Raw genomic sequence first — 23,855 nt, 5'->3', positions numbered from 1 at the left:
TCGTCGGCGCCATGACAGTGGTTGTATCAGTACGCCCTGGCGAGCAAACCGTCCGCGCCCACCTCTGGTCCGCGGCACGCCGTCGGCCCCCCGAGGCGATCGGCCGATTTTAAGGACTTTTGCCTGAGCGACAGTGCCCGCACGCGCCCATGGGCGCCGCCCCGCCTCAAGTGTCCCCGTTACGCAACGGCGCGCCGGGCGGGCCCGAATAGGCCGCCTCCAGCATCCGGCGGCGCACCGACTCGGCGCATACGCCGCCCATTGCGCACCATGCGGCAGCTTTTTTGTACGCAATTTGTGCCAGTTATTCCATACAACCATGGCATGCCTTTTGCGATCAGGGCGCGGCATGGATGCATCTTCCGCCCCGTCCTCTCCCGGCTTCGCAGTCGAACTGGTCGCGCTGAGCAAGCGCTATGACGGCGGCAGCGTGGCGGTGGACAGCATCAACCTGCGCATCGCGGCCGGCAGCTACTGCTGCCTGCTCGGGCCCTCGGGCTGCGGCAAGAGCACCACGCTGCGCATGGTGGCCGGGCATGAGTCGGTGAGCAGCGGCGACATCCTGCTGTTCAACCGCAACATCACTGACCTGCCAGCAGCCGAGCGCGGCACGGCCATGATGTTCCAGAGCTTCGCGCTGTTCCCACACCTGTCCGCGCTCGACAACGTGGCCTTCAGCCTGAAGATGAAGGGCGTGGGCAAGAGCGAGCGCCACGCCAAGGCGCGCGACCTGCTGGAGCGCGTGTCCCTGGGCCACCTGGCGCAGCGCAAGCCCGGCGAACTGTCGGGTGGCCAGCAGCAACGCGTGGCGCTGGCGCGCGCCCTCATGACCAGCCCCAAGGTGCTGCTGCTGGACGAGCCGCTGTCCGCGCTCGACCCCTTCCTGCGCGTGCAGATGCGCGCCGAGCTGCGCCGCTGGCAGAAGGAGCTGGGCCTGACCTTCATCCACGTCACCCACAGCCAGGAAGAGGCCATGGCCCTGGCCGACACCATGGTGGTGATGAACCAGGGCGTGATCGAGCAGGTTGGCTCGCCGCACGAGATCTACAACCGCCCGGTCAACGAGTTTGTGGCGCGCTTCATGGGCGGCCACAACGTGCTGCACACGGCAGAAGGCCCCGTGGCCGTGCGCAATGACCGCATCCGCCTGTCCCCAGCCGGCACTGCGCCCAGCGGCCTCGCCGCCCAGGTGACCGATGTCGAATACCAAGGCAGCTACGTGCTGATCGGCCTGCAGGCCACGGCCGCCGACGGCGGTGGCCCGGCCATTGCCGCGACCCTGCCCGAGGCCGACTTCAATGCGCTGCCCTATGCCGTGGGCCAGCGTGTCGAGCTGGCCTGGCTGCCGGCCCATGCGCATGCGCTGCAGGCCACGCCCCATCCCGTTTCCGCCGCCGCCTGACGGTTCTCAGGTGCCCCCAACCTTTGTTCGAGGAGCTTTAGCCATGTCCGACACCACCGACCACCCGTCCGCAGGCCTGAAGCGCCGCTCGCTGCTGACCGGCACCGCCGGCATCCTGGCCAGCGGCCTCGCGCCCGCTGTCCACGCGCAAGAAAAGCCGGTGCTGCGCTACCTGGGCACGGCGGTGAATCAGGACAAGGCGATTGCCGAGAAATTCAAGGCCGACACCGGCATCACCATCCAGTACGTGGCCGTCACCACCGACGACGTCACCAAGCGCGCCGTCACCGCACCCAACAGCTTCGACCTGATCGACACCGAGTTCTTCTCGCTCAAGAAGATCGTGCCCACCGGCAACCTGAAGGGCATAGACACCAAGCGCATCAAGAACGCCGACAAGATCACCTCGCTGTTCACCACCGGCACCATCGCCGGCAAGGCCGTGGGCGACCAGGGCACGGCGCCCAAGAAGGTGATCTTTCTCGAAGGCGAAAAGAGCAAGGTGTTTGCCAAGTCGCCCACGCAGTTCATGTCGCTGATCCCCACGGTCTACAACGCCGACACGCTGGGCATTCGTCCCGACCTGATCAAGCGCCCCATCGAGAGCTGGGCCGAGCTGCTCAACCCCGAGTTCAAGGGCAAGACCGCCATCCTCAACATCCCCTCCATCGGCATCATGGACGCGGCCATGGTGGTCGAGGCCAAGGGCATCCACAAGTACGCCGACAAGGGCAACATGACCAAGGCCGAGATCGACCTCACGATCAAGACCCTGATCGAGGCCAAGCGCGCCGGCCAGTTCCGCGCGCTGTGGAAGGACTTCAACGAATCCGTGAACCTGATGGCCTCGGGCGAAGTGGTGATCCAGTCCATGTGGAGCCCGGCCGTCACCGCCGTGCGCACCAAGGGCATTGCCTGCAACTTCCAGCCGCTGAAGGAAGGCTACCGCGCCTGGGCTGCCGGCTTTGGCCTGCCGGCCACGATCGCGGGCAAGAAGCAGGACGCGGCCTACGAGTTCATCAACTGGTTCCTCGACGGCTGGGCCGGTGCCTACCTGAACCGCCAGGGCTACTACAGCGCCGTGCTCGACACCGCCAAAACCAAGATGGAAGCCTACGAGTGGGCCTACTGGATGGAAGGCAAGCCCGCCGCCCAGGACATCAAGAGCCCCAACGGCGACCTGCTGGCCAAGGCCGGCAGCGTGCGCGACGGCGGCAGCTACGAGCAGCGCATGGGCGGCATCGCCTGCTGGAATGCGGTGATGGACGAGAACGAATACATGGTCCGGAAATGGAACGAATTTGTGGCTGCCTGAAGGCAGTCCACACATTCGACCCCCAGGCTGCGCTGCGCTTCGCCAACCCCCTGTGAGGGGGCGACACCAGTGGCCCGGCAAAGCCGGTTCCACGGTGTCCTGCGAAGGGGCTTCGCTGCGCTTGCCTTGGGGACGAACGTCGGATTCTCTGCACTATGAACACACCTGCTCCTTCATCACGGCCGCTGCACGCTATCAAAGCCTGGTGGCAGGCGGCGCCGTTTGCGCTGGTGTTTTTGTTCTTCTTCATCGCGCCGCTGTTGCTGGTGGCGGCGGTGAGCTTCTGGCCTTCCAGCGAGTACGAACTGATCCCCGGCTTCACCGTGCAGAACTACGCCACGTTGTTCGAGGGCTGCAGCAACCTGGCCGACCCTTGCCTGGCGCTGCGCACCTACTGGTCCACGCTGCAGTTCAGCCTGATGGCCTGGGGCGCCACGCTGGTGCTGGGCTTTGCCATTGCCTACTTCCTGGCCTTCCACGTGCGCTCCACGGCCATGCAGACCGCGCTCTTCGTGCTCTGCACCATTCCGTTCTGGACATCGAACGTGATCCGCATGATCTCGTGGGTGCCGCTGCTCGGGCGCAACGGGCTGGTCAATGATTTCTTGCTGGGCATCGGCCTGGTGCAGGAGCCGGTGGAGTGGCTGCTGTTCTCGCGCTTCTCGGTGGTGCTGGCCTTTGTGCACCTCTACACCATGTTCATGCTGGTGCCCATCTTCAACTCCATGATGCGCATAGACCGCTCGCTGCTGGAGGCGGCAGACGACGCCGGCGCCTCTGGCTGGCAGACGCTGTGGAACGTCATCGTGCCGCTGTCACGCACCGGCATCCTGGTGGGTTCGATCTTTGTGCTCACCATCGTCATGGGCGACTTCGTCACCGTCGGTGTGATGGGCGGCCAGCAGATCGCCTCGGTCGGCAAGATGATCCAGGTGCAGACCTCTTACCTGCAGTTTCCGCTGGCTGCGGCCAACGCCGTGGTGCTGCTGGCGGTGGTGCTGATGATCGTCGTCGCGCTCAACCGCCTGGTTGATCTGCGCAAGGAGCTTTGACCATGTCACGCCGCCGCTCCCGCAGCTTCTGGCCCCTGGCCGTGTTGTTTGGCCTGTTCGTCGTGTTTCTCTATGGCCCGGTGGCGACCATCTTCGTGCTGAGCTTTCAGGGGCCCTCGGGCGGGCTGACCTTTCCGATGCGCGGCTGGTCCACGCACTGGTATGCGCAGCTGTGGCAAGGCCTGGGCACGGTGGACATCGCCGCCGCGCTGCAGCGCTCGCTGGCGCTGGGCACGGTGGTGATGGTGCTCACCGTGCTGCTGTCGCTGGGCGCGGGGCTGGCGTTTCGCAAGCGCTTTGCTGGCTCGGGCGCGCTGTTCTATGTGGCCATTGGCAGCCTGATCATGCCCTCCATCATCATCTCGCTGGGCATAGGTTTGCAGTTCCGCCTGATCGATGCCGGCATCAAACATGTGTTCGAAGCCCTGGGCGCCGACGGCCTGCTGGAGAACTACGGCACCGCGCTGGGCCTGTTCACCTCGGCCCTGGGCGCGCACCTGACCTGGACCCTGCCCTTTGGCCTGCTGATCATGTTCGCGGTGTTCAACCGCTTCAACCCGGCCTACGAAGAAGCCGCGCGCGACCTGGGCGCAACGCCCTGGCAGGGCTTTCGGCACGTGGTGCTGCCGCTGGTCGCGCCCTCGGTGGTGGGCATAGGCATGTTCGGCTTCACGCTGTCGTGGGACGAGATTGCGCGCACCTCGCAGGCCATTGGCGACGTCAACACCTTGCCGCTGGAGCTGCAAGGGCTGACCAGCACCGTCACCACGCCCGCCATCTACGCCCTGGGCAGCGTCACCACCGTGGTGTCGCTGCTGGTGATGGCGCTGGCCTTGCTGCTGGCGCGGCTGCTGGGCCGCCGTGCCGGCAAGGCGCGCACATGAAATCCGCCGCCACCGACAACGCGGCCAGCCAAGGCAGCGACGAGATCTACGAGCGCATCCTCGCCGCCGTGCTGGACCACCAGTTGCCGCCCGGCACCAAGCTGGTGGAAGACCGCCTGGCCACCGCCTTTGGCGTCTCGCGCACGCGCATCCGCCCAGCGCTGGTGCGGCTGGCCAACGAGCAGGTCGTGACCATGGCGCCCAACCGCGGCGCGGTGGTGGCCCAGCCCACCGAGCAAGAGGCGCGCGAGGTGTTCGAGGTGCGCCGCATGATCGAACCCACCCTGGTCGAACACTTCATGGCCCGTGCCAGCAAGGCAGACCTGGCCCAACTGGCGCGCTGCCTGGACGACGAAGAAGCCGCGCGCGCAGCGGGCGACATGCGCCGCGCGATCCGGCTCGCCGGCACCTTCCACCTGGAGATCGCCGACCGCTCCGGCCATGCCACGCTCGGCCGCATCCTGCGCGACCTGACATCGCGCACCTCGCTGGTCCTCATGACCTACAGCTCGGCCCACGCCCGCGAGCGCGAAGAAGCCACCGCCTGCGGCTGCCGCGAGCACCGCGCGCTGTTCGACGCCATCCGCCTTGGCGACGCGCGCGAGGCCGCGCGCCTGATGCACGCCCATCTGCTGCGGCTCGAAGCACAGCTGCACTTCGAGCCGCCCGCTGCCACCGGCCCGGACCTGGAAAAGCTCTTTGGCCACGCCGCCTGACATCCCCATGCAGGACCTGCTCGTCCTCAACCCCAACACCACCGCCTCGATCACCGCCCTGCTGCAGCAGCATGTCGCCGCAGCCCTGGGCCGTGACCTGGCAACGGTACACACGGCCACCGCGCGCTTTGGCGCCCCCTACATCGCCTGCGAAGCCAGCTACGCCGTGGCCGCGCACGCCGCCCTCGACTGCTGGGCCGATTGGCAAGCGCAGCACACCGGCCCGCAGCCCGGTGCGGTGCTGATCGGCTGCTTTGGCGACCCGGGCCTGCTGGCCCTGCGCGAAAGCGCCAGCGTGCCCGTCACCGGCCTGGCCGAGGCTGCCTTCATCGAAGCCGCAGCCCACGGCCGCTTTGCCATCGTCACCGGCGGCGCGCGCTGGGAGCCCATGCTGCAGCGCCTGGCCCATGCCCTGGGCCATGGCCCGCAGCTGGCCGGCATCCACACCGTCACCCCCAGCGGTGCCGAGCTGGCGGCCAACCCGGAGCACGCCCAGCACCTGCTGGCGCGCGCCTGCCGCGACGCCGCCCAGGCCACCGGCGCCAACGCGGTGATCCTTGGCGGCGCCGGCCTGGCCGGCATGGCGGCCGCCATCCAGCCCCTGGTGGGCGTGCCGCTGATCGACAGCGTGGCCGCCGGTGCGCGCCAGGCTGCTTTGCTGTGTGGCCAGCCCGGCGCACGTGCCAGCGCTGGCTTCGATGTGCCATGGAGCGGCCTGTCAGCCGCAATGCAGTCCCTGGGCCGGCCCTGATACGGCGAGAATCCGGGCATGACGACCACCCGGCCCCGCATCCTGATCGCCGAAGACGAGCCCGGCATTGCCGACACCCTGCAGTACGTGCTGCAGACCGACGGCTTCACGCCCATCTGGTGCGCCACCGCCGAAGAGGCCATTGCCCAGTTCACCGCCGAGCCGCCCGCGCTCGCCATCCTCGACGTCGGCCTGCCCGACCTCAATGGCTTCGAACTCTTCAAGCGCCTGCAGGCCCTCAACCGTGCCGCCGGCGGGCCCGAGGTGCCGATGCTGTTCCTCACCGCGCGCAGCGACGAGATCGACCGCGTCGTCGGCCTGGAGCTGGGCGCCGACGACTACATCGCCAAGCCCTTCTCCCCGCGCGAGCTGGTGGCCCGCGTGCGCACCATCCTGCGCCGCAGCGGCCGCGTGCAGTCCACACCCGCTGCCACGCCGCAGCCTGCGGCAGCACCCGTCGCGCCCTTCGTGGTCGATGCCGAGCGCATGCAGATCCGCTACTACGGCCAGTTGCTGGACCTGTCGCGCTACGAGTACGGACTGCTGCGCCTGCTGGTGCAGCGCCCCGGCCGCGTGTTCACGCGCGATGAGCTGCTGAACCTGGTGTGGGACGACACGCGCGAGAGCTTTGACCGCACGGTGGATGCGCATATCAAGACCTTGCGCGCCAAGCTCAAGGCCGTTGCGCCGGATGTGGAGCCGATTCGCACCTTGCGGGGGACGGGGTATGCGTTGCATGAAGAGTTGCCGGTGAGGTTGTGAGAGACGCCTTGCTGACTCCCGCGTCTGGCTACTCCTGCGGAGGGCGGGTGCCGGGAGTTCGCCCCGGCGGGCGAGTAACTTTCTTTCGCGTCGCCGAAAGAAAGTCACCAAAGAAAGGGCGACCCCGCTGTGACGGTCCGCTGCGCGGACTGCTCTGCGGTGCTCGGAATCGGCAGGCGGCTGCGGAACTCGCCTGCGGCTCAAACAGTCCTCGCCGTCCCTTCGCTTCGCTGCGGGCAACCTGCCGATTCCTCCGCTCCTCGACGCCACAGAGGGGACCCCGGGACAACCGGTCGGGCCATCGCTGCGCTCGGCCTGCGGAGCCCCCACCCCTGCCCTCCCCCAAAGGGAGAGGGAGTAGAGAAGTTAGGCCGTTTGGTATTGCTCCCTCCCCCGCTGGGGGAGGGCTGGGGTGGGGGCCGGCTGTTCGGCTGTTGGCTGCCCGCTTGCGCCGTTGGCAGGGCCGAGCAGCGCAGCGACGGGCGGATCAGGGATCGCCCTTGTCTGAGCCGCAGGCGAGTTTGGGCGATACCCCGCCCGGCGCGAGCAGCGCAGGGAAGCCCGCAGGGCCCCTGACTCCGGCTCACCTTTCTTTTGCCTACTTTTCTTTGGCGAAGCAAAGAACAAGTAGGTCGCCCGCCGGGGCGAGTCCCGGCTCCCGCCCTCAGCAAGAGGCACAGAAACAGCGGTGGCAGGGAGCAAACCCAGCATGACCCGCCGCACCCGCATCTTCCTAGCCATCCTCCTGATCTACGCCGCCGGCATCGGCGTGCTGCTCTACCGCGTCGTCGCCGACATCGATCCGCGCTACCGCGAGTCGGCCGAAGAGTCGCTGGTGGAAACCTCGCAGTTGCTGGCCAGCCTGGTCGAGCAGGATGTGGTCGCTGGCGCGGTCATCACGCAGCGGCTGGGGCCGCTGTTTCGCTCGGTCTACGCGCGGCGCTTTTCCGCGCAGATCTACAACCTGCACAAGGACCAGGTGGAGCTGCGCTTCTACGTCACCGACCGGCGCGGCATCGTGCTGTATGACTCGCTGGGCCGCAGCATGGGCCAGGATTTCTCGCGCTGGGGCGATGTGCGGCAGACGCTGTCGGGCACCTACGGCGCGCGCACCACGCGCGACGTGGCCAGCGAGCCGCGCAGCGCCGTCATGTACGTGGGCGCGCCGATCCGCTGGGGCAACGAGATCGTCGGCATGGTCAGCGTTGGCAAGCCGGTGCAGAGCTTTGGCCAGTTCGTGGAAGATGCGCGCGCGCGCACCATCGGCGTCTTCGCGGGCTCTGCACTGGCACTGGCGGTGCTGGCCGCCATTGCCTCGATCTGGCTGGTGCGGCCCTTTGGCCTCACGGCTGGCTACATACGCTGGCTGCGCACGCAGCGCGGCTTTCACCCGGTGCGCATGCTGCGCCAGGCCATCAGCATGCTGCGCGCCGCCGTGGGCGAACTGCGCGATGCCTTCACCGGCCGCAACACCGTGGCCGACTATGTGCAAACCTTCACGCACGAGGTCAAGTCGCCGCTGTCGGCCATACGCGGCGCGGCCGAGCTGCTGCAAGAGCCCTCCATGCCGCAGCCCGAGCGCGTGCGCTTCCTGGGCAACATCACGCGCGAGACCGGCCGTATCCAGGAGATCGTCGACCGCATGATGGAACTCACCGCGCTGGAGGCGCGCCGCGTGCTGGACCAGACCCAGGCCGTGGCGCTGGCCCCGCTGCTGCAGGACGTGGCGGCCGGTGCCCAGGCCGCCGCGCGCGGCGTGCGCGTGCTGGTCGCCGTGCCTGCCGATGCCACGGTAGAGGGCGACCCGTTTCTGCTGCGCCGCGCGGTCAGCAACCTGCTCGACAACGCCATCGACTTCGCGCCCGCTGGCAGCGAGGTGCTGCTGGCGCTGGAGCCCGGCGCGCGCCTGGCCCGCATCACCGTGCGCGACCACGGCCCGGGCGTGCCCGACTACGCGCGCGACAAGGTGTTCGAGAAGTTCTATTCCCTGGCCCGCCCCGGCGGCCGCAAGAAAAGCACCGGCCTGGGCCTGGCCTTTGTGCGCGAGATCGCGGCACTGCACGGCGGCCGCATCACGCTCGTCAATGCGCCAGGCGGCGGCGCGTTGGCCACCTTGGCGCTGCCACTGCGCGCGGGCAATTGAATTCAAGAGAAATAGGCCTCCATCCCATACCCCACCTGGGCTTATAGCTATATTTTTCATAGCTATTAGCAGCACTTCACAGCCACTTCACACAACACACACCGGCTTCTTACTGCCTTCCCGCGCGCCTTCGACAGTGCCACCTGTGCACCGTCGCACAGCCCCACAGGAAGAACAAGATGCCGTCCCTCCCAGCCGCCGACCCGCGCACGGGCCATAGCTTCCGGCTCTGGATCGCCACCCTGGGCGCCGCCACCGTCTGCTATCTGGCGATGAGCGCGAACCCGCTCGGCGCGCAGGAGCTGGCACCGTCCGCCACCACCGCCGAGAGCCCCTACTTCTTCGTCGCCAGCGACGACCCTTCGGTAGACCGGCTGCCACTCAAGGGCACCGAGGTGGAGGTGCGTGTCTCCGGCGTGATCGCCGACGTCACCGTCACCCAGCACTACCGCAACGAAGGCACACGGCCGATCGAGGCGCGCTATGTGTTCCCGGGCTCCACCCGCGCCGCCGTGAACGGCCTCAACGTGCGCCTGGCCGACCGCCTCATCACCGCGCAGATCCGCGAGAAGCAACAGGCGCGCATCGAATACGCCGCCGCCCAGCGCGAGGGCAAGACCGCCGCGTTGCTGGAGCAGCAACGGCCCAACGTGTTCCAGATGAATGTCGCCAACATCCTGCCGGGCGACGACGTGAAGGTGGAGCTGCGCTACACCGAGCTGCTGGTGCCCGATCGCGGCCAGTACCAGTTCGTGTTCCCGACCGTGGTCGGCCCACGCTACAACAGCCCGCAATCACAAAGCGCAGGTGAAAAGTGGGTGGCGCAGCCCACGCTGCGTGCCGGCGTGGCATCGCCTGCCGCGTTCAAGCTGCATGTCGCGCTCGACACGCCGCTGGGCCTGCAAGAGATCCGCTCGCGCACCCATGCACTCGATGTGCAAAAGACCGACCGTGACCGCCATGCCGACATCGCACTGGCCAGCAACGCCGGCCCGGCCAATGACCGCGACTTCATCCTCGACTGGCGCCTGGCCGGCGACCGCATCGCATCCGGCCTGATGCTCTACCCGGGCCAGGGCGAGCACGCAGAGAACTTCTTCCTCGCCATGGTCGAGCCGCCGCAGGCCGTGGCCGCCAGCGCCATCACGCCGCGCGACTACATCTTTGTGGTGGACATCTCGGGCTCCATGCACGGCTTTCCGCTGGACACGGCCAAGGCCACGCTGCAGCGCCTGATCGGCGGCCTGCGGCCCAGCGACAGCTTCAATGTGCTGCTGTTCTCGGGCAGCAACAAGATGCTGTCGCCGCACTCGGTGCCCGCCACCCGCGCCAACATCGACCAGGCCCTGGCCACCATCCAGAACTACAGCGGCAGCGGCAGCACCGAGCTGATCCCGGCGCTGAAGCGCGTCTATGCCGAGCCCAAATCGCCCGACGTCTCGCGCACCGTGGTGGTGGTAACCGATGGCTATGTGACCGTCGAGCGCGAAGCCTTCGAGCTGGTGCGCCGCAACCTGTCGCAGGCCAACCTGTTTGCGATTGGCATCGGCTCCTCCGTCAACCGCAGCCTGATCGAAGGCCTGGCCCGCGCCGGCATGGGCGAGCCCTTCGTCATCACCGACCCGGTGCAGGCGCCCGAGCAGGCCGCGCGCTTTCGGCGCATGGTCGAGTCCCCCGTGCTGACCAGCGTCAAGGCCAAGTTCGAAGGCCTGGATGTCTACGACGTGGAGCCCGCCGCGCTGCCCGACGTGCTGGGCGAGCGCCCGGTGATCGTCTTTGGCAAGTGGCGCGGCGAGCCCAAGGGCCGCGTGGTCATCGAAGGCCTCGGCGCCAGCGGGCCCTTCAGCCAGTCGCTCGATGCCGCCAGCGCCGTGCGCACCGATGCATCGGCCCTGCGCGCGCTGTGGGCACGCCACCGCATCGCCAGCCTGTCAGACCAAGAAGCGCTGGAAGGCGGCGACGCCTGGCGCCAGCGCATCACTGATCTGGGCCTGCAGTACCAGTTGCTCACGCAGTACACCAGCTTCATCGCGGTGGACCAGGTCGTGCGCAACGCTGCAAACAACAGCACCAGCGTGGACCAGCCTTCGCCCATGCCGCAGGGCGTGAGCGATCTGGCGGTGGGCGCGGAAGTGCCCGGCACGCCTGAGCCAGAAGTCTGGGGCGCCATGGCGCTGGTGGTCTCAATGCTCTACATGCTGCGCCGCCGCGCCCGCCGGCAAGACCCACGGAGGCTCGCATGACCCTCGTCAAACTCGCCCAGCGCCACCCGCGCCTGCTCGACTGGAGCATCCGCCTGGACCGCGCACCGGCCTGGCAATGGCTGGCGCTGCTGGCCGCCGCCCTCACGCCCACCTGGGCCTGGATGGCGCGGCGCCTGGTCGACGGCTCGGATGACCCGCTCGGCCTGCTGGCACTCGCCACGCTGGCCGTGCTGGTGGTGCAGCGCCGCCACGTGCTGCGCGTATCGCCGCGCCTGGGCTGGCTGCTGCTGGCGCTGGCCGGCACCGTGCTGGCCACGGCCACGCGTGGCGCGCTGCCGGCGCTGCTCACCAGCCTGTTGTCGGTGCTGGCGCTGGCCTGCGGGCTGCTGGCCTTTGTGCCCACGCATGGCGTGCAGCGCGTGCCGGCGCTGCCGGTGGTGGGGCTGGCCGTGCTGGCGCTGCCGCTGCTGTCGTCGCTGCAGTTCTACGCCGGCTACCCGCTGCGCGTGCTCACGGCCGAGGCCAGCCGCTGGCTGCTCGCGCCCTTCTTCACGGTGCTGCGCGAAGGCAGCACGCTGCTGGTCGATGGCCGCATGGTGATCGTCGATGCGCCCTGCTCCGGCGTGCAGATGGCCTGGCTCGGCTACTTCAGCGCCTGCGCCGTGGCGCTATGGGCACAGCGCGATGGCCGCAGTTTTCTGGCGCGGCTGCCGGTGGTGGGCGTGCTGGTGCTGCTGGGCAATGTGCTGCGCAACAGCTTGCTGGTGGCGGCCGAAGGCGCGGGCCAGCCGCTCGCGCCCTGGGCGCACCAGGCGCTGGGCCTGCTGCTGCTGGCCCTGGTCTGCGGCGGCATAGCACGCGCCATGGCCGGGCAGCGCCTGCCGGCTTTCTCCACCCCACGCTTCACCACCTACGGAGGCCATCATGCTTGAGCGCTGGCTGCCCAACAGCTTCACCCACCGCGTGGCCTGCAAGGCCGCCTGCGCCATCGTGCTGCCGCTGTGCCTGGCCTGGGGCACGGCGCAGGCGCTGCGGCAATCGCCCACCCCTGTCGCCACGGCCGACAGCTTTCATGAATGGCCATCGAGCTGGGACGGCGCTGCGCTGCGGCCGCTGGCACTGGGCGCGGTGGAGCAGCGCTTTGCCGAGCGCTTTCCCGGCGCCCTGGCGCGCATGACCGATGGCCAGCGCGTGTTCGTGCTGCGCCAGGTGCGCACGCCCACGCGCATGCTGCACCCAGCCGCCGACTGCTACCGCGCGCTGGGCTATCGCATCAACGCCGAGCGCCTGCAGCAAGACGCCCAACAGCGGCTGTGGCGCTGCTTTACCGCGCAGCACGGCACCGGCGCGGCGCTGCAGGTGTGCGAGCGCATAGAGGCCGCTGATGGCACGGCCTTTACCGACACCTCGGCCTGGTACTGGTCCGCCGCCGCAGGCCAATCCACCGGCCCATGGCAGGCCGTCACCGTGGCCACGCCGCTGGCGCGGGGGCCGCTGTGAAAGCGCTGCTGCTGCGGGGCGCTGCCCAGGTGCTACGCGCACTGGCTGCGGCCGGCGTGGCCTTTGCTGTGCTGGTGGCCATGGTGGGCGTGGTGGTGCTGCTGTTCCTCGGCCTGCGCCTGCATGCGCCGGCTGCGGGCGAATGGTCGGCGCCGGTCGGCGGCATCGACATCGGCGTGCCCAGCGCGCTGCGCCTGGCCACCACGCCCTGGTTCGCGCCCTGGCTGGATGGCCGCCGCATCGCTACCCGCCACGGCAGCGTGTTGCTGGGCTGGGACGCGCCCACGCGCACGCTGTCGCTGGAATGCGCGCCCTGCCGCGTGGCCCTGCCCGCGCTGGGCGCGCAAGCCGTGCCGCTGGCGCGGCTGCGGTTGACGGTGCGGCGCGCGCTGGACGACCGCCTCAGCGGCACGCTGGAGGCCGCGCCCGCCACGCCCGGCCCGCTGCTGCAGGCCAACTGGCACGGCCAGCTGACGCAGCAAGACCTGCAGATCGAGGCCGCCGTGCCGGCCACGCCCATCGCCAACTGGTATGCGGTGCTGGCGCCCGGCCTGCCCGAACTGCGCCAGGCCCGCATCACCGGCAGCATGGCGCTGCAGGCACGGCTCAGCCTGCCGCAGCGGCAGTTGGCAATGCGGCCGGAGGTGCAGGGCTTTACGGTCGAAGGCCTGGGCACCGAGGCATTGCTGGGCGCGCACAGCGCCTGCGGGCCTTCCGCCGGGCTGGGCAATGACAGCTGGCTGGCGCGCGCCGTCATCGCCGCAGAAGACCAGCGCTTTTTCGAACACCCCGGCTATGACCTGGTGGAGCTGGGCGCCGCCTTCGAGGCCAACCAGGCGCGCGGCGACATCGTGCGCGGCGGCAGCACCGTGAGCCAGCAGCTCGCCAAGCTGCTGCTCACCGGCAGCGAGCGCGACGCCCAGCGCAAGCTGCGCGAGCTGCTCTACGCGGTAGAGATGGAGCGCACCCTGGGCAAGGCGCGCGTGCTGCAGCTGTACCTGGACAACGCGCCCTGGGGCGCCGGCGTGTGCGGCGCCGAGGCCGCCGCGCAGCGCTACTTTGGCCGCAGCGCCCGCACGCTGGCCCCGGCCCAGGCGGTGTGGCTGGCTGCCATGCTGCACAACCCGGGCGCCGCCTCCAGCCGCTGGGCACAAGACGGCCACATCGACCTGCCACGCGCCCGCTGGGTGGCCGAGGGCGTGCGCGGCATCCGCCCCGCGCAGCGGCGCGCGCTGCTGGCGCAGTTGCAGCAGGCGCCGGCCTGGGCTGTGCCTGCTGCGCCTTGATGCGGCACTCTGTTTTTTATAGCTAATAGCCCAGGCTGCACCTGGGTTAGAGGCACTTTTTCTATAAATTCCCCGTTCGGGCCGGCCCCGGCAGGCATCGTGCTTAAATTCCGCACTGCCCCAGCTCCGCCGCCCTGCCTTGACGACACCGCCCACGCCCACAGCCGATACGCCCGATGCCCCTGCCGCGCCACGCAGGCGCCTGGGCCGCGACCGCATCCTGGCGGCGATCCGCGAGGCGGCCATTGAGGAATTCAGCCTGCACGGCCTGCGCGGCGCGTCCACCCAGTCCATCGCCGAGCGCGCCGGCCTGACCAAGCCGCAACTGCACTACTACATCCCCGGCAAGGACGAGCTGTACGAAGACCTGCTGGGGTCCGTTCTGGAAGGCTGGTCCCACGCCTTCGCCTTCGACGAAACCGACCCCGACCCCAAGCGCGTGCTGGGCAACTACGTGCAGAAGAAGCTCGACTACGCGCTGGACAACAGCGGCCTGTCGCGCATCTTCACCGGCGAGCTGCTGGCCGGCGGTGCCCACCTGGACAAGTACTGGCCGCGCGCGCTTGCCTCCACCGACCAGAAGGTGCGCCTGATCGAGGGCTGGATACAGCGCGGCCTGATCCAGCCGGTGGACGCCCGCCTGCTGCTGATGCAGATCTGGGCCATGACCCAGCACTACGCCGACTACGGCGTGCAGGCGCGCGTGATGCTGCGCCTGCCGCCCGACGCGCCCATAGACCGCGCCCCCATCGCGCGCCAGATCACCAATTCCGTGCTGCTGCTCTGCGGGTTGGCACCAGACTGAGGCGCGCGCCCTCCGGCCGCCGCTGGCGCGGCCACCGCACCAGGCTGGCACGGCCTTTGCGTAAATCTGACCGTTCGATCAAATCAAATGGTCAAAGATGCGCGTATTCGTTTTTTGCTGCCGGCTGGTTGATGCCCGTTGCTACGCTGGGCAGCACGGCGCGCCTGTGCTGCGCTGTGGCGAGTGGGAGATGGGGCGGTTCGTATGAGGGGATTGCGTCTCCTGCGGAGGGCGGGTGCCGGGAGTTCGCCCCGGCGGGCGAGTAACTTTCTTTCGCGTCGCCGAAAGAAAGTCACCAAAGAAAGGGCGACCCCGCTGTGGCGGTCCGGCTTTGCCGGACTGCTCTGCGGTGCTCGAAGTCGGCAGGCGGCTGCGGAACTCGCTTCGCTCAAACAGTCCTCGCCGTCCCTCCGCTGCGCTGCGGGCAACCTGCCGACTCCTCCGCTCCTCGACGCCACAGAGGGGACCCCGGATAGCCAGTCGGGCCATCGCTGCGCTCGGCCCGTTTGTACTACTCCCTCCCCCGCTGGGGGAGGGCTGGGGTGGGGGCCGGCTGTTGAATGTTCAGGCTGTCCCACGCCGTTGGCAGGGCCGAGCAGCGCAGGGCCCCTGACTTCGGCTCGCCTCTCTTTTGCCTACTTTTCTTTGGCGAAGCAAAGACAAAGTAGGTCGCCCGCCGGGGCGAGTTCCGGCACCCGCCGCCAGCAAGGCAAGCAAACCACCAAGCCAGGGGCAGGCCGCCCATGAGAGAAGCCCACCTCCTCCACCAAGCCCGCCTCCCCCAATGGCTGCTCCCCACCACCTGGCCCAGCCAGGGCACGCAGCCCGCCCTGGCAGACATCCACATCACCCAAGGCCGCATCGCCAGCATCGTTCCCGCACAGCACACACCCACGGGTGACGCCGTACAGCACCTGCAAGGCGCCCCCGTGCTCCCAGGCCTGGTAGACGCCCACACCCACCTGGACAAATCCTTCACCCTGCCGCGCATGGGCGCAGTCAAACCCGGCCTGCTAGGCGCCATCGAGGCCATGATGGCCGACCGCCAGCACTGGACGCCGGCCGACGTGCATGCGCGCGCCTCCAAGGCGTTGCAATGGGCCTACGCAGCCGGCGTGACCCGCCTGCGCACGCACTGCGACTGGTGGGAGCCGCATACCGAGCCGGTCGCGTGGAACGTGCTGCGCGAGCTGGCCGAGGAATGGCGTGGCCGCATCGCCATCGAGCGGGTCACCCTGGTGCCGCTCTACCTCTATGCCGACGCCGCCACCGCCGACGCACTGGCGCGCCGCGTGGCCAGCAGCGGCGCGGGCGCCGTGATGGGCGGCTTCGTGCATTCGCACAACTGGGACCCGCAGGCGCTGGCGCATCTGCTCGATGCCGCCGCGCGCCACGACCTGGACCTGGACCTGCATGTGGACGAAGAGCTGCACCCCGGCGCGCAAGGCCTGGCCGCCATCGCGCGCCACCTGAAGGCCAGCGGCTACGCCGGCCGCGCCGTCTGCGGCCATACCTGCGCGCTGGCCGCCAAGCCCGAGGCCGAGGCGCTGGCCGTGCTCGACGCGGTGGCGCAGGCGCCCATCACCCTGGTCACCCTGCCGCTCACCAACCTGCTGCTGCAAGACGCCGTCACCGGCCGCAGCCCGCGCCAGCGCGGCCTCACGCTGGTGAAAGAGGCGCGCGCACGCGGCATCCCGCTGCTGATCGCCAGCGACAACGTGCAAGACCCGTTCTGCCCCGTTGGCAGCTACGACCCGCTGGAGTCATTGGCCGCGGGCGTACTCGCCGCGCAGCTGGATCAGCCCTTTGACCGCTGGACCGACGCGCTGTGCCGCAGCGACTGGCTCACGCGCACGCCGGGCCGCCTGCCGCTGCAGGTGGGCGATGCCGCCGACCTGCTCATCTTCACCGCCGCCGACAGCTGGGGCTTCCCCTCGCGCACGCAGCCGCGTACCGTTTTGCGCGCGGGCCGGCCCATCAATGAAGGAGTTCCCACATGAGCGGAGCCAAACCTCTTGCGCGTTATTCGGCCTACCGCCGCGTAGGCGACATCGTCTATCTCTCTGGCGTGATCCCGGTCGATCCCGAAGCCGCCCGCATCGTGCGCGGCTATGCCGACATCCCGCCCGAGGCAGCCGAGCGCATAGGCCGCACCGGCGAGTTCTCCAGCGACATCAAAGAGGGCCCCATCCTGGCGCAGAGCTGGATGGTGCTGGACCTGATCCGCCAGACCGTCGAGTCCGCCGGCGGCCAGATGTCTGATGTGTTCAAGCTGGTGCAGTACTTCAAGAACCTGGACCACTTCCCGCTCTACAGCCGGGTGCGCCGCCAGTTCTTCCCGGGCGAGCCGCCGGCCTCCACCGTGGTCGAGGTCAGCGGCCTCATGCCCACGGCCGACGTGCTGATCGAGGTCGAAGCCACCGCCCACATCCCGCGCAAATGAAACACCCCCAGGCTGCGCGCTTCGCGTCTTCGCCAACCCCCTTGCAGGGGGCACATCCAGCGGCCCGGCAGAGCCGGTTCCGCGGATGTCCTGGCATGGCCTGCTCCGCGGCCTTTGGTGCCTCTCTGTGGTCGGCGCAGCGCCATGCATAACTGATACCGAAAGACTCCCATGCTCCACGGCTACACCCCGCCCCACCGCTTCCTGCCCTACCTCAGCTGGACCGATGTCGATGCGCTGCCAGACCGCGCCAACACCGTCATCGTGCTGCCCTGCGGCGCCATCGAGCAGCACGGCCCGCACCTGCCCTGCTCGGTCGACAGCGTCATCGCCTCCGGCGTGATCGGCCGCGCGCTGGCGTTGCTGCCGGCCAGCGTGCCGGCCTATGCCATGGCCCCCATCACCTACGGCAAGTCCGAAGAGCACCTGCACTTTCCCGGCACCATGACGCTCACCGGCACCACGCTGCTGTCGACCATGGTGGAGATTGGTGAATCGGTCTACCGCGCCGGCTTTCGCAAGCTGGTGTTCGCCAACGGCCACGGCGGCCAGCCCCAGGTGCTGGAGATGGCCGCGCGCGAGCTGCGCCTGCGCCATGGCGACTTCGTGGTGATACCGCACGGCGTATCGCGCCTGCCCAATGCATCGGGCGGGCAGATCAGCGAGCAAGAGAAAAAACTCGCCATGCACGCCGGCCATTCAGAGACCGCGCTGATGCTGGCCCTGGCGCCCGACACCGTGCACATGGAGCGCGCCGCAGCCAACTTTCCGCCGCCCTTCCCGATCAAGCTGCTGTCGCCCGACGGCCGCCCCGCCTGCGCCTGGACCGCGCGCGACTTCGGCCCCAGCGGCGTGATCGGCGACCCGACCACCGCCACGCGCGAGCAGGGTATGGAGATCTTGGAGACCCTGGCCGCCAGCTGGGTGCAGGTGCTGACCGAGCTGCACGCGCTGCGCTGGGTGGTGCGCGAAGAAGCCACCTGGGAGCGCGGCCACCACGCCGGCTTCATCCAGACCGCCTGAACACCTGTCGGCGCAGTCCTTGCATTGCCCGCGCAACCCCTTCCACCCACGCTCCACCAAAGGCCCCACCATGCGCATCCGCACCGCTTCCCGCCTCGGCTTTCTCGCCCTTGCACTGGCTGCCGCCAGCGCGGCGCAGGCCGATGAAAAGTTCGTCTACATGACCAACTGGTACGCCCAGGCCGAGCACGGCGGCTTCTACCAGGCACTGGCCACCGGCCTCTACAAAAAGGCCGGGCTCGACGTCAGCATCAAGATGGGCGGCCCGCAGGTCAACGCCATCCAGATCGTCGCCGCCGGCCAGGCTGATTGCGTCATGGGCTCCAGCGATCTGCAGGTGATGCAGGTGCGCGCAGGCGGCGTGCCGCTCACCACCGTGGCCGCCTTCTTCCAGAAAGACCCGCAGGTGCTGATCGCGCATGAAGACGTCACCAGCCTGGAGCAACTGAAGGGCAAGACATTGCTCATAGGCCAGGCCGCCAACCTCAGCTTCTGGCCCTGGCTCAAGGCCAAGTACGGCTTCACCGACAACCAGACGCGGCCCTACACCTTCAACATCCAGCCCTTCGTCGCCGACAAGAACACCGCGCAGCAGGGCTACCTCACCTCCGAGCCCTTCGCCATCCAGAAGGCCGGCGTCAAGGCCAATGTGCTGATGTTCAGCGACCAGGGCTACCCCGCCTACGCCACCACCATCAGTTGCATGGACAAGACCCTGAAGGACCGCAGCAAGGCCGTGGCCGCCTTCGTCAAAGCCTCTGCAGAAGGCTGGAAGAGCTACCTGGCAGACCCGGCGCCGGCCAACGCCCTCATCAAAAAAGACAACCCCAACATGACGGATGAGCAGCTCGCCTACAGCGTCGCCAAGCTGAACGAGATGCGCATGATCACCGGCGGCGACGCCGCCACGCAGGGCATAGGCACCATCACCGAAGCGCGCAGCAAGGCCAGCTACGACTTCCTGGTCAGCGCCAAGCTGATCGACCCGGCCAAGGTCGATGTCAGCAAGACCTACACCACGGCCTTCATCAAGGACGTCAAGGTCATGCCCTGAGAGTGATGGCCCCGTTCACTCCTCCGTTCGGGCTGAGCCTGTCGAAGCCCCGCCCCCACGGCGACCAGCCCTTCGACAAGCTCAGGGCGAACGGAATCAGCTGAACAGCATTCGCCCCAAGTCCCCCACCACGCCCTAAAACCACGGGAGCCCCGCTCCCGTGCCCCCATCGAAAGGCACCCATGATCCCCGCAGAAGCCGCCACGCTGGCCGCACCGCCCAAGCTGCCGCCCACCGGCATTCCCGCCGTCGAATGTCTGTCCGTCGAGAAGACCTACCCCAACGGCACCCAGGCCCTGCAGCCGGTGGACTTGAAGATCGCCGAGGGCGAGTTCGTCACCCTGCTTGGCCCATCCGGTTGCGGCAAAAGCACGCTGCTGAAAATGGTCGCCGGCCTGCTCGAACCCAGCGACGGCCGCCTGCTGCTGTGGCGCAAGCCGGTGGCGCAAATCCATGACTGCGCGCAGAAGCTGGCCTTCGTCTTCCAGTCGCCCACGCTCATGCCCTGGGCCAGCGTGCAGAGCAATGTGCGCCTGCCGCTGGACCTGGCCGGCGTGCCGCGGCAAGAGGCAGACGCGCGCGTGGCCGATGCGCTGGCCCTGGTCGGCCTGGCCAAGTTTGCCAACGCGCTGCCGCGTGCGCTGTCGGGCGGCATGCAGATGCGCGTATCGATCGCGCGCGGCCTGGTCACCGAGCCCGACCTGCTGCTGATGGACGAGCCCTTTGGCGCGCTGGACGAGATCACGCGCCACAAGCTCGACTCGGATCTGCTGGAGCTGTGGCAGCGCAAGAAGCTCACCGTCATCTTCGTTACGCACTCGATCCACGAGGCGGTGTTCCTCAGCAGCCGCGTGGTGATGATGGCCGCGCGCCCGGGCCGCGTGGTCGAGCAGTTCCACATCGATGCGCCCTACCCGCGCAGTGCCGACTTCATGGTCTCGCCCGAGTTCGCGCGCTACGCAAAAGCGCTGCAAGACAGCCTCCTGCGCGCAAGTGCTGAGGAGCACTGAGATGAGCCGCACCCCCTTGCTGCACCAGCCACGCGTGCAACGCATCGTCTACCCGCTGCTGGTCGGCGCCGTGCTGCTGGTGCTGTGGCAGGCGCTGGTCACCGGGTTTGATCTTCCGCCCTACCTCGTGCCCTCGCCCTTGCTGATGCTGCAGACCTTGTTCACCGACTGGGCGCCGCTGGGCCTGGCGCTGTGGGTCACGGTGAAGATCACGCTGCTGGCCTTTGTCGCGGCCACCGTGGTCGGCGTGCTGATCTCCTTCTTGTTCGTGCAGAGCCGGCGCATCGAGACCGCGCTGTTTCCCTACGCCGTGCTGCTGCAGGTCACGCCCATCGTGGCGGTGGCGCCGCTCATCATCATCTGGGTCAAGGACCCGGTGCTGTCCATGGTGATCTGCGCCGCGCTGGTGGCGCTGTTTCCCATCATCAGCAACACCACGCTGGGCCTGCGCAGCATCGACCCGGATCTGCAGGCTTACTTTCGCCTGAACCGCGCCACGCGCTGGCAGCAACTGGTGCGCCTGCGCATCCCCAGCGCGCTGCCCTACTTCTTTGGCGGGCTGCGCATCTCCAGCGGCCTGTCGCTGATAGGCGCGGTGGTGGCCGAGTTTGTCGCCGGCACCGGCGGCAGCGGCGCCGGCCTGGCCTACCAGATCCTGCAGGCCGGCTTCCAGCTCAACATCCCGCGCATGTTTGCCGCGCTGCTGCTGATATCGCTCACCGGCGTGGCGCTGTTCGCCGCCATGGCCTGGGCCACGCGCCGCGCGCTCGGCTCCTGGCACGCCAGCGAGCAATCGCATGACTGATACCAAGTTGCGCTCACTCAAAAAATCCGTTCGGGCTGAGCTTGTCGAAGCCGGGGAGCCCCTTCGACAGGGCGAACGGTTTCTATTTGGGCCGCAAACCGCATGACCCACTCCGCCAAAGACACCGCATGACCATCACCGCCACCCCCGTGGAACGCCTGCAGGACGCCCTGCCCGATGCCGACTGGATCGTCGACGCCTCGCGCGTGGCACGCCTGTCGCAAGACTTCGCCTGGTACAGCCCGGTGCTCAAGCGCCAGCTGGCCGACAAGCGCGCCGACATCGCCGTGCGCCCGCGCACCGAGGCCGAGATCCGCAGCGTGGTGGCCGCCTGCGCCAAAGAGGGCATCCCGATCACCGTGCGCGGCAGCGGCACCGGCAACTACGGCCAGTGCATCCCGCTGCAGGGCGGGCTGGTGCTGGATTTATCGGCCTACAACGGCTTTGGCTGGGTGCGCAATGGCGTGGGCCGGGCGCAGGCCGGCATCCGGCTGGCGGCGTTTGACGACGAGGCCCGGCCGCACGGCTGGGAGCTGCGCTGGCTGCCCTCGACCTTTCGCAGCGCCACGCTGGGCGGGCTGTTTGGCGGCGGCTTTGGCGGCGCCGGCTCGATCACCTACGGCCCGCTGGCCGCGCCCGGCAACGTGCTGGGCCTGCGCGTGATGACGGTAGAGCCCGAGCCCCGCGTGCTGGAGCTGCGCGGCGCCGAGGCCATGCTGCTGCACCACACCTACGGCACCAACGGCATCGTGCTCGAGCTGGAAGTGGCGCTGGCGCCGGTCACCCCCTGGACCGAATGCATCGCGCTGTTCGACGCCGGCGATGCCGGCTACGCCGCCGCGCTGGACTGCGCCAGTGCGCTGGCCGCGGCGCCCGGCATCAGCAAGAAAGAGGTGTGCTTCCTCGGCGCGCCAGTGCCCGACTACATGGCCTCGCTGGCCGAATGGCTGCCCGCCGGCGGCCACGCGCTGCTGCTGTCCATCGCGCCGCAGTCTGAATCCACGGCGCAGGAAATGGTCGCCGCGCGCGGCGGCCGCATCAGCTACCGCAAAGATGCCGACGAGGTACGCGCCGGCAAAAAAACGCTGCTGGAATACACCTGGAACCACACCACCCTGCATGCGATGAAGGTCGACCCCACGCTGACCTACCTGCAGACCGGCTTCGACCCGGCGCGCTACCGCGAGCAAGTGCTGGCGCTGGAGCAGGCGCTGGGCGGCGAGGTGCTGATGCACCTGGAGTTTTTGCGCACCAAGGACGGCGCCCTCACCTGCAGCGGCCTGCAACTGGTGCGCTTCAGCACCGAAGAGCGGCTGGAGCAGATCATGCAGATCCACCGCGAGCACGGCGTGCACGTCAACAACCCGCATGTCTACATCGTCGAAGACGGCAAGCAGGGCCAGCTCAACCCCGCCGTGCTGGAGATGAAGCGCCGCTTCGACCCGCAAGGCCTGCTCAACCCGGGCAAGCTGCGCGGCTGGGAACAGCAGCAGCCGCAAGCCCGCGCCGCCTGAAGCTACTGTTTTTATAGCTATCAGCCCAGGTCACGCCTGGGCTAGAGGCATTTTTTATTCAAATTCCTATTCGGCAGCGCACCAAAGCTTACAAGTTGCCCCCGGAACCACGCCAAAGCTCTTGTCCAATCGCTGCTTTCGGTTTGCGCAGTGCAGCGGCGAGGAGCGGGAATGGCGGTTGTAGGTAAGGGACGGCGTGCCGCCCTGGGGCAGTTGCTGGGGGCCGCCGGCGGGCTGGCCGCGCTACCGGCCATGGCCGCCACGCAGGCTGATGCCAGCAACGCCGGCCCCACCAGCGTGTGGCTCGAAGACCTCACCTGGCCCGAACTGCGCGATCGCATCCAGGCCGGCAGCACCACGCTGATCGTGCCCATAGGCGGCGTCGAGCAAAGCGGCCCCTTCATTGCACTGGGCAAGCACAACCAGCGCGTGCGCGCCATCGCGCAAAAGATCGCCGAGGCGCTGGGCCATGCGCTGCTGGCGCCCGTCGTCGCCTACGTGCCCGAGGGCAACACCGCACCGCCCACCTCGCACATGCGCTTTCCCGGCACCATCACCGTGCCGGAAGAAGTCTTTGTGCAAACCCTGATGTCCGCCGCCGAAAGCCTGCGCGTGCATGGCATGCGCCATGTGGTGTTTCTGGGCGACCACGGCGGCTACCGCAAGAGCGTGGAGCGCGCCGCCGCGCAGCTCAACCGGCGCTGGGCCGGCAGCGCCCAGGCCCTGGTGCCGCCCGAGTACTACCGCGCCAGCTCTGACGGCTTCAACGCCATCCTGCGCCAGCAGGGCTTCCGTGACGACGAGATCGGCACCCACGCCGGCCTGGCCGACGCCGCGCTGCAACTGGCGGTCGCGCCTGATGCGGTACGCAGCCTGCGCAATGCGCCCAAGCCCGGCGCGGCCGACGGCGTCTACGGCGGCGACCCGCGTCGCGCCACTGCCGCGCTCGGCCAGCGTGGCGTGGACTTGATCGTGCACGACACCGTCGCCGCCCTGCGCCGCGACATCAAATGAAGCTCATCCCCAGGCTTCGCGCTTCGCGTCTTCGCCAACCCCCTTGGCAAAGCCGGTTCCACGGTGTTTCTGGCGCCATGAATAACTGATACTTTTTTCTGTGATGGAGCTTTCGATGCAGCCTGCCTGCCCACCCTTCTTCCGCGCCACGCTGTTGGCCGCCGCCCTGTTC

General features: G+C 68.6%; 21 protein-coding genes. All 21 read left to right on the top strand.

The window, feature by feature from the left end; genetic code table 11:
- The first annotated feature begins 349 nt into the window (after positions 1-349).
- The 21 genes from AAFF27_00365 (at position 350) to AAFF27_00265 (ending at position 23,683) form a co-directional block, all read left to right on the top strand.
- A complete protein-coding gene (locus tag AAFF27_00365; GenBank protein XAH23677.1) occupies positions 350-1,402 on the top strand; it encodes an ABC transporter ATP-binding protein in 1,053 nt (350 codons plus the stop codon).
- A 43-nt stretch (positions 1,403-1,445) separates the two neighbouring features.
- Positions 1,446-2,717 carry a PotD/PotF family extracellular solute-binding protein gene (locus AAFF27_00360; GenBank protein ID XAH23676.1) on the top strand — a complete coding sequence of 424 codons (1,272 nt, stop codon included), beginning with the start codon at positions 1,446-1,448 and terminating at the stop codon, positions 2,715-2,717.
- Between the two features lie 155 nt (positions 2,718-2,872).
- On the top strand, positions 2,873-3,769 hold the full coding sequence (locus AAFF27_00355) for an ABC transporter permease (protein XAH23675.1): 897 nt from the start codon (positions 2,873-2,875) through the stop codon (positions 3,767-3,769).
- Between the two features lie 2 nt (positions 3,770-3,771).
- The gene (locus AAFF27_00350; GenBank protein ID XAH23674.1) at positions 3,772-4,653 is read left to right on the top strand and encodes an ABC transporter permease; all 882 of its coding nucleotides are present in this window, start codon (positions 3,772-3,774) and stop codon (positions 4,651-4,653) included.
- Positions 4,650-5,369 carry a GntR family transcriptional regulator gene (locus tag AAFF27_00345; protein XAH23673.1) on the top strand — a complete coding sequence of 240 codons (720 nt, stop codon included), beginning with the start codon at positions 4,650-4,652 and terminating at the stop codon, positions 5,367-5,369. The genes AAFF27_00350 and AAFF27_00345 overlap by 4 nt, the downstream gene beginning before the upstream one ends.
- A 7-nt stretch (positions 5,370-5,376) precedes the next feature.
- On the top strand, positions 5,377-6,120 hold the full coding sequence (locus AAFF27_00340) for an aspartate/glutamate racemase family protein (GenBank protein XAH23672.1): 744 nt from the start codon (positions 5,377-5,379) through the stop codon (positions 6,118-6,120).
- An 18-nt stretch (positions 6,121-6,138) separates the two neighbouring features.
- Positions 6,139-6,882: a two-component system response regulator CreB gene (gene creB / locus AAFF27_00335; protein ID XAH23671.1), complete on the top strand. Its 744-nt coding sequence runs from the start codon at positions 6,139-6,141 to the stop codon at positions 6,880-6,882.
- A gap of 709 nt (positions 6,883-7,591) precedes the next feature.
- Complete coding sequence (gene creC / locus AAFF27_00330) at positions 7,592-9,025, top strand: two-component system sensor histidine kinase CreC (GenBank protein ID XAH23670.1); 1,434 nt, start codon at positions 7,592-7,594, stop codon at positions 9,023-9,025.
- A 179-nt stretch (positions 9,026-9,204) separates the two neighbouring features.
- The gene (locus tag AAFF27_00325; protein ID XAH23669.1) at positions 9,205-11,268 is read left to right on the top strand and encodes a VIT and VWA domain-containing protein; all 2,064 of its coding nucleotides are present in this window, start codon (positions 9,205-9,207) and stop codon (positions 11,266-11,268) included.
- Positions 11,265-12,161 carry an exosortase Q gene (xrtQ, locus tag AAFF27_00320; protein ID XAH23668.1) on the top strand — a complete coding sequence of 299 codons (897 nt, stop codon included), beginning with the start codon at positions 11,265-11,267 and terminating at the stop codon, positions 12,159-12,161. The genes AAFF27_00325 and xrtQ overlap by 4 nt, the downstream gene beginning before the upstream one ends.
- Entirely contained in the window at positions 12,154-12,729 is a 576-nt protein-coding gene (locus AAFF27_00315) for a hypothetical protein (GenBank protein XAH23667.1), read from the top strand. Before xrtQ ends, AAFF27_00315 begins: the two co-directional genes overlap by 8 nt.
- On the top strand, positions 12,681-14,015 hold the full coding sequence (locus tag AAFF27_00310) for a biosynthetic peptidoglycan transglycosylase (protein ID XAH23666.1): 1,335 nt from the start codon (positions 12,681-12,683) through the stop codon (positions 14,013-14,015). Before AAFF27_00315 ends, AAFF27_00310 begins: the two co-directional genes overlap by 49 nt.
- A gap of 139 nt (positions 14,016-14,154) precedes the next feature.
- Positions 14,155-14,820, top strand: coding sequence for a TetR family transcriptional regulator C-terminal domain-containing protein (locus AAFF27_00305; protein ID XAH23665.1), 666 nt, complete (start codon positions 14,155-14,157; stop codon positions 14,818-14,820).
- A 743-nt stretch (positions 14,821-15,563) separates the two neighbouring features.
- Complete coding sequence (locus AAFF27_00300; protein ID XAH23664.1) at positions 15,564-16,820, top strand: amidohydrolase family protein; 1,257 nt, start codon at positions 15,564-15,566, stop codon at positions 16,818-16,820.
- A complete protein-coding gene (locus tag AAFF27_00295; protein XAH23663.1) occupies positions 16,817-17,263 on the top strand; it encodes a RidA family protein in 447 nt (148 codons plus the stop codon). The genes AAFF27_00300 and AAFF27_00295 overlap by 4 nt, the downstream gene beginning before the upstream one ends.
- A 171-nt stretch (positions 17,264-17,434) precedes the next feature.
- Positions 17,435-18,286: a creatininase family protein gene (locus AAFF27_00290; protein XAH23662.1), complete on the top strand. Its 852-nt coding sequence runs from the start codon at positions 17,435-17,437 to the stop codon at positions 18,284-18,286.
- Positions 18,287-18,356: 70 nt separating this feature from the next.
- Positions 18,357-19,340, top strand: coding sequence for an ABC transporter substrate-binding protein (locus AAFF27_00285; protein ID XAH23661.1), 984 nt, complete (start codon positions 18,357-18,359; stop codon positions 19,338-19,340).
- A gap of 182 nt (positions 19,341-19,522) precedes the next feature.
- Positions 19,523-20,350, top strand: coding sequence for an ABC transporter ATP-binding protein (locus tag AAFF27_00280; GenBank protein ID XAH23660.1), 828 nt, complete (start codon positions 19,523-19,525; stop codon positions 20,348-20,350).
- Between the two features lies 1 nt (position 20,351).
- The gene (locus AAFF27_00275; GenBank protein XAH23659.1) at positions 20,352-21,155 is read left to right on the top strand and encodes an ABC transporter permease; all 804 of its coding nucleotides are present in this window, start codon (positions 20,352-20,354) and stop codon (positions 21,153-21,155) included.
- Between the two features lie 128 nt (positions 21,156-21,283).
- Entirely contained in the window at positions 21,284-22,669 is a 1,386-nt protein-coding gene (locus AAFF27_00270; protein ID XAH23658.1) for an FAD-binding oxidoreductase, read from the top strand.
- A 252-nt stretch (positions 22,670-22,921) separates the two neighbouring features.
- Positions 22,922-23,683 carry a creatininase family protein gene (locus tag AAFF27_00265; protein XAH26346.1) on the top strand — a complete coding sequence of 254 codons (762 nt, stop codon included), beginning with the start codon at positions 22,922-22,924 and terminating at the stop codon, positions 23,681-23,683.
- The last annotated feature ends 172 nt before the right edge of the window (positions 23,684-23,855 follow it).

Source organism: Xylophilus sp. GW821-FHT01B05, from assembly GCA_038961845.1.
Taxonomy (GTDB): Bacteria; Pseudomonadota; Gammaproteobacteria; order Burkholderiales; family Burkholderiaceae_C; genus Xylophilus.
Note: the sequence above shows the minus strand (reverse complement) of the source record. Positions and strands in the feature narration are given on the sequence as shown.

Excerpts from the sequence above, each read along its gene's own strand:
- AAFF27_00365 (XAH23677.1), top strand. The coding sequence starts at position 350 with ATGGATGCATCTTCCGCCCCGTCCTCTCCCGGCTTCGCAGTCGAACTG.
- AAFF27_00360 (XAH23676.1), top strand. The coding sequence starts at position 1,446 with ATGTCCGACACCACCGACCACCCGTCCGCAGGCCTGAAGCGCCGCTCG.
- AAFF27_00355 (XAH23675.1), top strand. The coding sequence starts at position 2,873 with ATGAACACACCTGCTCCTTCATCACGGCCGCTGCACGCTATCAAAGCC.
- AAFF27_00350 (XAH23674.1), top strand. The coding sequence starts at position 3,772 with ATGTCACGCCGCCGCTCCCGCAGCTTCTGGCCCCTGGCCGTGTTGTTT.
- AAFF27_00345 (XAH23673.1), top strand. The coding sequence starts at position 4,650 with ATGAAATCCGCCGCCACCGACAACGCGGCCAGCCAAGGCAGCGACGAG.
- AAFF27_00340 (XAH23672.1), top strand. The coding sequence starts at position 5,377 with ATGCAGGACCTGCTCGTCCTCAACCCCAACACCACCGCCTCGATCACC.
- creB (XAH23671.1), top strand. The coding sequence starts at position 6,139 with ATGACGACCACCCGGCCCCGCATCCTGATCGCCGAAGACGAGCCCGGC.
- creC (XAH23670.1), top strand. The coding sequence starts at position 7,592 with ATGACCCGCCGCACCCGCATCTTCCTAGCCATCCTCCTGATCTACGCC.
- AAFF27_00325 (XAH23669.1), top strand. The coding sequence starts at position 9,205 with ATGCCGTCCCTCCCAGCCGCCGACCCGCGCACGGGCCATAGCTTCCGG.
- xrtQ (XAH23668.1), top strand. The coding sequence starts at position 11,265 with ATGACCCTCGTCAAACTCGCCCAGCGCCACCCGCGCCTGCTCGACTGG.
- AAFF27_00315 (XAH23667.1), top strand. The coding sequence starts at position 12,154 with ATGCTTGAGCGCTGGCTGCCCAACAGCTTCACCCACCGCGTGGCCTGC.
- AAFF27_00310 (XAH23666.1), top strand. The coding sequence starts at position 12,681 with ATGGCAGGCCGTCACCGTGGCCACGCCGCTGGCGCGGGGGCCGCTGTG.
- AAFF27_00300 (XAH23664.1), top strand. The coding sequence starts at position 15,564 with ATGAGAGAAGCCCACCTCCTCCACCAAGCCCGCCTCCCCCAATGGCTG.
- AAFF27_00295 (XAH23663.1), top strand. The coding sequence starts at position 16,817 with ATGAGCGGAGCCAAACCTCTTGCGCGTTATTCGGCCTACCGCCGCGTA.
- AAFF27_00290 (XAH23662.1), top strand. The coding sequence starts at position 17,435 with ATGCTCCACGGCTACACCCCGCCCCACCGCTTCCTGCCCTACCTCAGC.
- AAFF27_00285 (XAH23661.1), top strand. The coding sequence starts at position 18,357 with ATGCGCATCCGCACCGCTTCCCGCCTCGGCTTTCTCGCCCTTGCACTG.
- AAFF27_00280 (XAH23660.1), top strand. The coding sequence starts at position 19,523 with ATGATCCCCGCAGAAGCCGCCACGCTGGCCGCACCGCCCAAGCTGCCG.
- AAFF27_00275 (XAH23659.1), top strand. The coding sequence starts at position 20,352 with ATGAGCCGCACCCCCTTGCTGCACCAGCCACGCGTGCAACGCATCGTC.
- AAFF27_00270 (XAH23658.1), top strand. The coding sequence starts at position 21,284 with ATGACCATCACCGCCACCCCCGTGGAACGCCTGCAGGACGCCCTGCCC.
- AAFF27_00265 (XAH26346.1), top strand. The coding sequence starts at position 22,922 with ATGGCCGCCACGCAGGCTGATGCCAGCAACGCCGGCCCCACCAGCGTG.